We start from the raw sequence: 10,302 nt of genomic DNA, 5'->3' as shown, positions 1-10,302 counted from the left end.
GAAGATGCGTGATCTGATCCTTCAACTCAGCAAAAGTTCGATTTATTCAACAAAGTCCCTCCGTAACCTCGAAACATAGCACCCCCTCTACTTCACAGATATTGTCTGATTTTAAACTGGCTATTTCATTAATGCGCATCCCGCTATAAGCGGCGATAGTGGTCACATCCCTTAGCTCGTCCTCTCCTAACTTGTTAAACGCGCTAATGAGCTTCGTAATATCCTCTTCCGTGAATGCCTCGTAACTCTGGCGGCTCTGCGCTGTGTTGAGTTTATGCCCCCTGAACACGTTACTTTCCAGCGGTGGGGCGTCCTGGTATCGGGAAGAGGCAAGATCGAAAATGTTTGCCATTGCTGATAGATAGTTAGCCACTGTCTGGACTGCCTTTGTCTCTCTGAGATGATCAAGCCAGCCTGTAACGGTGGTACGGTTGATATCGTTAAGTTCCACATCCTTCTTTCGCAGGTAATTCAGGAATAGTTCTACGGCTTTCCTGGTCTTGCTTAATGTTCCCATTTTCAGGCGATCAGCGTTATGCATAAGGTAGATCTCTAACATCTTAATCAGAGAAGGGCATTGGTAGATAATCGGCGCTGATGCTTTCGGGGCAGCTTTCGCGTACTTAGCCACGCTCTTTAAATAGCTGATCGTGTCCTGCAAGCTGTCCGGTTTTGGAGGCTCTGCAATTTGCCTGATGTGGTGAAATTCATCGGCTATAACATCACGCTTCCTACGAGCCACACGAAGATCGGAAGTTTTCAGACTACGGACGAGAGTTTTTCTTCCACCAAATGCATTACGGAGCCATACAGGAATTGAGATCCTGACGTAATAAACTCCGTAACTATCGGAAATGATGTATTGATCCGGCTTGTATTTCATTTTCCACCCCGTTAAAGTTGAGGGGCGTTTATCATGTGCAGGGTGAATGCCAGATTATCAGCGTGCGTAAAAATCGTTAAATCAGGTAGTTGCGAAGGTCGTAGAAGAAGACCCGAACACAAGATTTATCGCGTGTTACACTCCTATTATCGCACCATTCTAAATCAATTAGTTACCTTGCATTCCGCAGATCATGGCAGCAAATGTTGCTGATGGTTGCATATTTTCGTCCCATCGTTTTGTACCTGTAAGAAGTTGAACGGCGGCATAACCCTAAAGACTATACCGCCAGCGCCACATTATCGTGCCATTAACGCAAACACCCCCCAGCCAAAGTATTCCCGCGTATACGTCACATGACGTTCAGGCGCTATCGTCAGCTCCGCCCGAACCTCCTTCGCAAAGTCATCGTCTGGGTTTTCCTCCAGCCAGCGACGCATCGTCATCCATTTTGCGGCTTCGTACCTGTCCCAGCCTTCCTGATCTGCAAGCACCATCTCCACCAGGTCATAGCCCTGTTGATCGAAAGACGCAACCAGACCGGGCAGAGTGAGAAAGTCTGCAATCGACGAGACGCCGCAGGCCTGAGCTATCTCTTCCGTTGCGGGTACCTGACGCCAGTACGGTTCGCCGATGAGCATCACTCCCCCGGGCTTGAGGCTTTTTGCCAGTAGGTCTGTCGTCCCGGCTACGCCACCCGCAATCCATGTGGCGCCAACGCAGGCCGCCACGTCACATTTTTCATCCGCGACGTAGCCGACTGCGTCGTTATGAATAAAATGGACGCGTTCACTGACGCCGAGTTCCTCTGCGCGCAGCGTGGCATGCGCGGTGAACAACTGACTCATGTCGATGCCGGTACCGGTAATACCGTAATCACGCGCCCAGGTACAGAGCATCTCTCCCGAACCGCTGCCGAGATCGAGAATGCGTGCGCCTGGCTTCATGCGTAACACGCGGCCCAGCGTCGCGTACTTCTCTGGCGTAAAGGGGTTATGAATGCGGTGTTCGCTTTCGCTAATGGTAAAAATACGTGGGATATCCATCATCCTCTCCTCAACGATTATCAGGCTGGGCGCGAACATTGTTCAGCCCGGTGGTATTAATGCGGTAGGGCTGACCGTTAACGGATTTGATCAGCTTTTTGGTTTTGAGCTTTTTGAAAACGGCGAGCGTGCAGTCAGCCAGCAATAGCCCTTCGCGGGTATAGCATTCAACGGCGGTGACGCGGCCAGAGGTATCGCGGACGTGCACAATACGGCCACCTTTGGCGAGAACGTGTAAGGTACGTTGTTCCTGACGGGATAAATTCATACTGGAAAACCTGTTTAATCATCATGTGCAAAACGTGCAAACACACAGCGGTGTCCGCATACGATTTCGGCGCATTGATAATCAGTCCGGCCTGGAAAGGTCGGGAAACTGATTATTGGATGATTACATTCTCCAGCATCAAAGCCTCGGATTGAGTTGATAAGTATTTACGGGGTGAATGATAACACCTGGTTATTGTCAGTGAATACCCAGGGGTAAAAAATGTGATCCCGGTTGGTATCGGGCTGAGGAGAGAAGGTCATCGCTGGCCGCTCTTAATTTTGCTGTCGACCTGAGGCTGTGGTTTGCTGAAAAGATATCCCTGCACAAGCTCGCAGCCCAGAGCCTGAAGCCGCTCAAGCTGCTCTTCGGTCTCGACGCCCTCGGCAATGACGCCCATATTAAGGCTTTTAGCCATACCGGTAATCAGCTTCACAATATTAAGCGCATCTTCTTGTGTAGATATCGGACTGACAAAAGATTTATCAATTTTGATTTTATCAAAGTTCAGTTCACTGAGTCTGGAGAGGGATGAATAACCCGTACCAAAATCATCGATGGAAATTCTTACGCCCAGTGAACGTAGTTTTTTGAGAATAGTAATGGGGTTATTTCTGTCACTAAAGAGGGATGACTCTGTGACCTCTAACTCAAGACGGTTAGCCGGTAGCCCGGTCTCAGCCAGAATGGACTGCACCGTATTAATAAATGATTTGCTGCCCAATTGAACAGGCGAGACGTTTACGGAGATCCTGGCCGGAACAGCCCAGGAGACCGCTTCCCTACAGGCCAGTTTCAGTACGGTTTTACCTATCTCGTTGATCATGCCAGTTTTTTCAGCAGCGAAAATAAAGCTATCCGGGGAGAGCATTCCCTTAACGGGGTGCATCCAGCGAATAAGCGCTTCATAGCCGTAGATTTCCTTGCTGACGGAATTCACAATAGGCTGGTAAAAAACAACAAATTCATTATTCTCTATCGCCCTGGCCATATCATTTTCAAGGGTTCTGCTTTCCTGCAACTTCTGTAGCATTCGCTGACGGAAAACTTTAATTTGCTGAGAACCTTCTTTCTTGGCTTCATAGAGCGCCAGGTCGGCGAATTTGTACAGGTAATCTGAACGTCGTTCGTTATCCGATAAAACAATACCCACGCAGGTGGCTATTTTTATGAGTTGATTATTAATTGTATAGTGTTTGCTGATGCTATCACTGATTTCTCGCGCACGTGAAACGGCTGCGCTTTCGGTTAAGCCGTTGGAGAGAAACGCAAACTCGTCACCGCCCAAACGATAAAATGTTTCTGAAAAGCGGCTCAAAGCGTTAAGACGGGTGGAGACCTCACGTAACAGTAAATCGCCGGCATCATGACCGTAAGTATCATTCACCTCTTTGAACCGGTCTAAATCGAATAACATTACCGTCACAGAGACATGATTTTTTTCAGCCTGTTGATTAAGTTTGTTGAGATCATCCCAGAAGAAAAGACGGTTTTTCATGCCGGTAAGGGAGTCATGATAAACATCGTATTCCAGTTTTGAATTCTGGATTTGCAGGGTTTCCTTTGATAGCTGAAGTTCTTCAGCCAGCGTTTTCACCTGTGTATGTGCTTTAAGAATATTTTTATTTTGATAGATAATCAAAAAACCCAGTATGAAACTTAAAATAACCAGTAATAGCGAAAGCGCTGAGTAGATATAATACAGGACCTGTATTTTCTGGTTGGTTTCATTGATGGTGTTAACATCTTTTGTCAAAGCCGTGGATGAAAGCTGGCTTAGCGGTGCATCCAGTAAATGCATGCTTTTTAAATATAGCTTTAACTCTGAGCGGCTCATTTGCTCAAGATGACCATCAAGATAGGTCAGGATGTTTTCAAGGCGTACGGCGAGCGCCTGATGCGCTTTTTCGCTGTCTATATAACGACCCAGGCCGCCTTCTTTCAATAAATCATTCTGGCTAAGCATGATTTCCAGGCGCATGCGAACCTGGTCTACCGTGACGTCATCAGTATCGGTTGCGTACAGACCAATCCATGATTCAAATCGGTAATATTCAGATACCAGTTGGGCTACAGACCAGGACTCAGTGTAGTGAGTCAGCTTTTGTAATTCCTGCTGACGGTCGTAGACAAGAAAGGCTATATATCCAGTTGTGATAAAAAGAGAAAAAATGATACCAACCAGTATCCTGTTCATTATGTTCTCCTGGACTGCTATTCAATCTTCATTTTGCTGACCTGCCATGCCGATCGCGAGTAATAAATCTGATTATTCAGTTCAGGAAGACTGTCATAAGGGTAGACAATGAATGACGGACCTTTATCGCGGATGCGCATATATTCGCCATTGACCTTTAAAGCCAGTATGGCGTTGTATTTTTGGAAGTCACTAAGTGGAATGACGGTAGTGTAATCATTGAGTGCAACCACATTCAGGACAGATCCCTTTGCACCAACATACTCCATGAGTTTGCGCATGGGGATACCCTCAAACTTCGTGCGGCCATTATACCAGGGCGAAGTTGTCTGGAAACTCACCATCCCCAGTTTTTCAAGGCTGGCAATATCAAAAACGGCTTTTCCATTTTCGTTCGTATTTTCTATATTACCGGAAATTGTTAAAATGGGTTTACCAGCAGGTTTGGGCAACTCACCCGCAAGGGCGGCGCCTTGTACTAAAAAGCAGCACAGCATTAGGATTAATCGCATTTCAGCCTCCACTTTTTAACATAAGTATAAGAATTATAATTTAGTTATCCTACTAATTTATATATTTTCTCACTCCGTACATTTATGCATCATTGTCAGGATGTAAAAACGCCACCCATCGGGTGGCGCAGTGGTTTTTAGCGATTATTTGGCCGGGCGGGAGAGGGCATCAGGCTGTTCGTAACCGGACCGGATCCGCTTACTCCTGCGTCAATGCCTTTGCCGGTAAACGCCACAAATCATAGCGCTCATCGCCAGCCTTCACCGCTCCCGTGAAATGATCGCTCAGACGGCTGGAGGTAAAAACCAGATCGCCATCAGGATGGATGGTCGGCGTATCGGGCCAGTATATGCCTTCGTTTGACGCGATCGGTGACATCGCTTTGCTTACGGGATCGTACCTGACGATACCGTTCCGGGTGACGTCAGTTATATAGAGATTGCCCTTCGCATCGGTCACGATCCCGTCAGTGTTGCCGCCCACATCACCGAGATCTTCAATTCGGGACGCAATTTGCGCATCGGTCGAACCCGGCTGTCGCAGGATTGCCGTCGGCAGCGCATAGGCATGGGTACCCGTCGTCACTGTCCAGTACAGCGTACCTGCATCCGGTGAGAGTGCAATGCCGTTGATGCCAATCAGCAACGGTTTACCCGGCCACACCTCGCGCCCGTGTGCGACGACTTTCACGCCCGGCTCAACCCGCACGGCAGGGTGACGATCCAGTACGCGCCGGGTCTGGCCGGAGGTGAAATCAACGATGATAAGACCCGCACGGTTGTCAGGCGCGCTGCGCGATCCGCTGTCGGAGATATAGGCGATGCGGCGACGCTCATCAACAGCCACATCATTGAGGAAACTGGCCTTACGGTCAGCCACGCTATCCAGAGAGATGCGTTTGATCGTGCGTCCAGAGTTCAGATCCAGCACCACCAGTTTTTGCGAGCCTGCGGGAGATTCCGCTTCTCCCGCGACGAAGCCCATGTCCAGCGCCCATAGCCAGCCGTTACGGCGATCGACATAAAAACCGAGGACGTTGCGCAGGCTTTGCCCGAAAGGTCCGTCCACCGCATTTCCCTCGCGGGAGGGGAATGCGGTCAGGCGTGCCGGACCTGACGCAACCGTCGTATCAAGGACGCTCAACGTGGCAGGTGCGCTGGCTGATATCAGCCGGGGTGTACTGACGTAGGCTGTTCCTTTTGCATCAAAGTGGATCCCGGCGATGGGGGCATTCACCGACCCGGAAAACGTTGCCGGGATTGCTGAGCGATCGGGGTGATCCCAGCTTACGCCAGCATAGCTACGCCAGCGTTCGGGCATCGCGCTATTATCCGCACTGGCTGCGCTCGTGAAGGACAACAGCGCCACCATTGCGATGGCGGACAAACTACGGTTAGACATATCTATACTCCGGTGAACTCACAGTTACAGAATGGAGCGGAACGTGCCGCCTTCAACGCGCACCGCAGCCCCGTTAGATGCGGCGCCAAGCGGGCTTGCAAGCAGCGCAACCATTGCGGCTATCTCGTCTGCTTCGATCATTCGGGCGATCAACGAGCTGGGCCGGTAGGTCTCGAAGAAGTGTGCTTCGATCGCCCGATCGGTCATACCCGGTTCGGGGGCGGTCTGGCGAAGATAGTCAATGATGCCGTCAGAGCGAGTCGCCGAAGGAAGCACGCTGTTAACCGTTACGGCGGTGCCTTTGGTCAGTTCTGCCATACCGCGCGAAACGGCGAGCTGGGCAGATTTACTGACGCCGTAATGCACCATGTCTGGCGGCGTGAACGCGCCAACTTCACTGGACATAAATATCACCCGACCCCAGTTTCGCTCCAGCATGCGCGGGAAGTAATGCCGGGACAGGCGAACCCCGGACATGACGTTAATATCGATCATGCGCAGCCATTCTTCGTCCGTGATGTCGGCGAAAGGTTTAGCTTCGTAAAAGCCCAGATTATTGATAAGAATGTCGGTATCCGGACAAGCCGCGAACAGTGCTTCGGCACCCTCTGCGCTTCCCAGGTCTGCGATAACGGCGCTTACCGGCACGCCAGGTGCGGCATTGCTGATTTCGGCAACGGCGTTTTGCAGCTTTGCCTTTTCACGGCCGGTGATCGTCACTGCAACGCCTTCTCGCGCCAGCGTGCGAGCGATGGCCAGACCAATTCCTGCCGTTGCGCCTGTAACCAGCGCTGTCTTACCGCTGAGTTGAAGATCCATAATTTTTACCTTCTGATGATGTGTGAGGCCACTTTACTCATCGCTCAGCGGGGGATAAATTAGCGAAATTGAAAAACATTTGTTCGTGAAAGAGCAAAATGAGCCGAAAATTTGATTATCTTGGCGATGTCGAAGTCTTCATTACCGTTGTTGAACATGGCTCATTTACTGCCGCAGCGGTCGAGCTCTCAACCACACCCTCGGTCCTGAGTCGTGCGGTTTCCCGTCTTGAAGCGCGTCTGGGGCGCCAGTTATTACAGCGCACCACCCGCCGCGTGGGGCTTACGGAAGCCGGACGTATTTATCTGGAGCAGGCGCGATCGGCGTTTTCCCTGCTTGATGATGCCGAGCTCGATGGACGTGGTCAGGGAGGCGATCTGACCGGCCGCGTGAAGATCAGTGTTCCGACCACCTATGGGCACTATGGTCTGCCGCCCCTGCTGGCTCGCTTTTCTCAACAGCACCCGCGCGTTCAGGTGGAACTGAATATCACCAATCGCAATGTCGATTTGATCGCGGAGGGATTCGATCTCGCGATTCGTCTGGGTCAGATGCCTGACAGTGGCCTGGTGGCGCGCAAGCTGGAAGAGGCGGCGCTGCTGCTGGTTGCGTCACCCGCTTACCTTCATCGAATGGGCGTCCCGCAGACGCTGGACGAACTGCAACAGCACAGCTGCCTGCCTTTTATCATGCCGCGCACGGGTCGCATCGCGCCCTGGGTGTTCCGGGATGATGGACGCGACGTTGACTGGCTGCCCCGTTCAACCTTCGAAATATCGGATGACGTGCTGGGCGTGGTGTCACTGGCGGAGCAGGGGATGGGGATCTGCCAGAGCTATGAATTTATCGTCCGCGACAGGATAGAACGCGGCCAGCTCGTCGAGGTGCTGCCCCATTTACGCGGTCGCTCGCGGCCTTTCTCGGTGATCTTCGCGCCGCACCGACGTCAGTCGGCAGCCACCCGCGCGATGATTAGCCTCCTGACCGCAGACGCTTAACAAGGACGTGTTCATATGAAAAAAGATAGTTATGCCTTTCTGATCCCACTCATCGTTGGCGGGTTGACGTTGATATTTGGTTTTGTTGTCTGGTCAATCGAGATTTATCGCGTGACATTCCTTACGGTTCGGGGGGAACAGTATCTTGCGGTTGGCACATTGCTGCTGCCGTTGGTGGCGATGGTGATTTTAATCGCGAAGAGGGCGTTTAAAGACAAAGCCATTGTCGACGTTGTCAAACTTTACCTCGGTCTCATCATCTTCAGCCTGCCGGTTGCCATTTTCGTTATCTTTACCGCGGCCTGGCTACTGGGCGGAGAATACACTGCCTGGAGCCAACCTTACCGGTATGAATCCGGCAGCCGAAAAAGCTGCTCGGGGGCGGGAGTTTATGAGCCGGAACTCAAAAGAGAGATCCGCATCTGTTATCCGCAGGGAAATTATTTTATCGATGGCACCCTGTACGTGGAAAAGCGGAGTAATTCACTGGGTATGGTGGTGCTTTGGGCGGTCGCGCTGCCCTGAATCTGGGGCACAAATACCCCCTTTTAGCCCGCCTCCAGCCTGCCAAAACTGACGATCCTGGCTCGCCCCAGCTCTTTTGCCCGGTATAACGCGACGTCTGCTGCGCGCAGCAAATTATCGCTCTGGGCGTGCTGTGGATAGCTGGCGATCCCAGTCGAAACATCCACCGGGCCAATTTCCGAAAGCCCGTAGCGCAGCGAAAGCGCATGCACGCCGTTGTAGATCTCCGTTGCTGCGGCGAGCGCTGCCTCCTCATCTGCACCGGTAAGCAGCACCAGAAACTCTTCGCCCCCATAGCGGAAGGCCAGCCCGGTATCGTGTACCGCTCGTTGAATAATGGTTGCCACGCTTTTGATCACCAGATCTCCGGCCTCATGACCAAAGCGATCATTAATACTCTTGAAGTGATCGATATCGATCATCAGGCAGCTTACCGGCTCATTGTTACGCATGGCCTGCTTCATTTGAGTGCGGAACGTATCTTCCAGATGGTGGCGATTACGCAGCCCCGTTAAGGGATCGAACAGGGCTTTTTCCAGAAGAGCATCCCGTAGTCGCTGGTTAGCCAGTGCCAGACCCAGCGCCTCGGCCATCAGTTCCAGATAGGCGCGGGAAGGCGCCGTTTCAGGCGTGATGTTCTGGAATGAGAGCAATCCAATCGCTTCGCCCTGAGCAATTAAGGGAACGCACAATGATTGTTGCGCCTGTGATTCCGGCAGATGATAACAGCCGATATCCGGCTCGCCGTTGACGGGCGGATGGCTTTGACCACGCCGGACGGCCCAGCATTCGTCAGGATGGAACGGCTTTTTCTCCCCTTCAGGCGACAGCCATTCGGCTGCACAGCGCATCTGCCAAGGATCGCGCTCCAGAATATACAGATGCCCGGAAACGCCCGGCGCGATATTAGGGGCAAATAACTCCGCCACATTCATCACGTCGCTGACGTTCTCGCAGCCCTGCAAGCGCTGGGTCATTCGTGCAAGCAGCTCACGGATGGCCCAGTCCGCGTCGCGTTCTTTTTCAAGCCGCTGCCTGGCCAGCCCGTTCTCGCGGAAAATGCGAATGGCCTGCGCCATATCGCCTATCTCATCGACCTGGCTGAAACTGGGCGTTTCGACGGCGTAATCCTGTGAGGCCAGCCGGTGAACCACATCACTGAGACGCACCACCGGGCGCAGCACGCGATGCTTGAGAATAAAGCCCATCACAAATAAGAAGAGCAGGGCGGTCAGGCCGACCATCACCTCGGAGAGGGTGCGCAGCGTTTTTGACGTTTTGGTCGCCGCCTGGACATCGGCAATAATGCGCTTATCCAGCAACAGACGAAAATGGTCAATTTTGCTCTGGGCGCGTTCCGTTTCAAGTTCGTAACTTTTGCCAAAGAGTAACGCAATGGCCTGCTGTTCCTCGCTCCGGGCAACGCTGGCAATCGCTGCCTGCTGTTCATCCTGTAGTCCATCGACAATCTTCAGTCCTTCATACAGCAGCGCCAGCTCTTCGCCCGTTGCACCCGTATCTTTTAACTGTCCCACCTTGTGTTCAATATTCTTCAGTTCACCTTCTTTCGCCTGGTACGTTTTCAGCACCTCGGGGGCTTTGTTGAATAAATCAGATTTCGGGTAAGTCTCCCCCGTAGCGGGTTGTGTTTT

At 51.9% G+C, this 10,302-nt stretch carries 10 protein-coding genes; 2 read left to right on the top strand and 8 right to left on the bottom strand.

Going from position 1 to position 10,302, the window contains the following annotated elements:
- Window positions 1-46: 46 nt before the first annotated feature.
- The 7 genes from ACOTX7_RS23190 to ACOTX7_RS23160 all read right to left on the bottom strand — a co-directional run bounded on the left by ACOTX7_RS23190 (window position 47) and on the right by ACOTX7_RS23160 (window position 7,127).
- Window positions 47-883: a DUF6538 domain-containing protein gene (locus ACOTX7_RS23190; protein ID WP_421626167.1), complete on the bottom strand. Its 837-nt coding sequence runs from the start codon at window positions 881-883 to the stop codon at window positions 47-49.
- A 299-nt stretch (window positions 884-1,182) separates the two neighbouring features.
- The gene (locus tag ACOTX7_RS23185) at window positions 1,183-1,929 is read right to left on the bottom strand and encodes an SAM-dependent methyltransferase (protein WP_221257210.1); all 747 of its coding nucleotides are present in this window, start codon (window positions 1,927-1,929) and stop codon (window positions 1,183-1,185) included.
- A 10-nt stretch (window positions 1,930-1,939) separates the two neighbouring features.
- Window positions 1,940-2,197, bottom strand: a complete 258-nt coding sequence (locus ACOTX7_RS23180) for a YjhX family toxin (protein WP_006809960.1) — start codon at window positions 2,195-2,197, stop codon at window positions 1,940-1,942.
- Window positions 2,198-2,456: 259 nt separating this feature from the next.
- The gene (locus ACOTX7_RS23175) at window positions 2,457-4,394 is read right to left on the bottom strand and encodes a putative bifunctional diguanylate cyclase/phosphodiesterase (RefSeq protein ID WP_221256958.1); all 1,938 of its coding nucleotides are present in this window, start codon (window positions 4,392-4,394) and stop codon (window positions 2,457-2,459) included.
- 17 nt (window positions 4,395-4,411) lie between these two features.
- Complete coding sequence (locus ACOTX7_RS23170; RefSeq protein ID WP_221813695.1) at window positions 4,412-4,906, bottom strand: molybdopterin-dependent oxidoreductase; 495 nt, start codon at window positions 4,904-4,906, stop codon at window positions 4,412-4,414.
- Between the two features lie 199 nt (window positions 4,907-5,105).
- Window positions 5,106-6,308, bottom strand: coding sequence for an L-dopachrome tautomerase-related protein (locus tag ACOTX7_RS23165; protein WP_221813696.1), 1,203 nt, complete (start codon window positions 6,306-6,308; stop codon window positions 5,106-5,108).
- A 24-nt stretch (window positions 6,309-6,332) separates the two neighbouring features.
- The gene (locus ACOTX7_RS23160; protein ID WP_006809956.1) at window positions 6,333-7,127 is read right to left on the bottom strand and encodes an SDR family NAD(P)-dependent oxidoreductase; all 795 of its coding nucleotides are present in this window, start codon (window positions 7,125-7,127) and stop codon (window positions 6,333-6,335) included.
- Window positions 7,128-7,225: 98 nt separating this feature from the next.
- On the opposite strand from ACOTX7_RS23160, the gene ACOTX7_RS23155 reads away from it, so the two are divergent.
- Entirely contained in the window at window positions 7,226-8,125 is a 900-nt protein-coding gene (locus ACOTX7_RS23155) for a LysR family transcriptional regulator (protein WP_221813697.1), read from the top strand.
- A gap of 15 nt (window positions 8,126-8,140) precedes the next feature.
- Complete coding sequence (locus tag ACOTX7_RS23150; RefSeq protein WP_213828381.1) at window positions 8,141-8,650, top strand: hypothetical protein; 510 nt, start codon at window positions 8,141-8,143, stop codon at window positions 8,648-8,650.
- A 23-nt stretch (window positions 8,651-8,673) separates the two neighbouring features.
- Here the strand turns inward: ACOTX7_RS23150 and ACOTX7_RS23145 are convergent.
- Window positions 8,674-10,302, bottom strand: a 1,629-nt coding sequence (locus tag ACOTX7_RS23145; RefSeq protein ID WP_421626166.1) for a diguanylate cyclase, incomplete at its 5' end; no start/stop codon positions are given.

Source organism: Enterobacter cloacae complex sp. IR5418 (genome assembly GCF_049238105.1).
Lineage (GTDB): Bacteria > Pseudomonadota > Gammaproteobacteria > Enterobacterales > Enterobacteriaceae > Enterobacter > Enterobacter hormaechei.
Note: the sequence above shows the minus strand (reverse complement) of the source record. Positions and strands in the feature narration are given on the sequence as shown.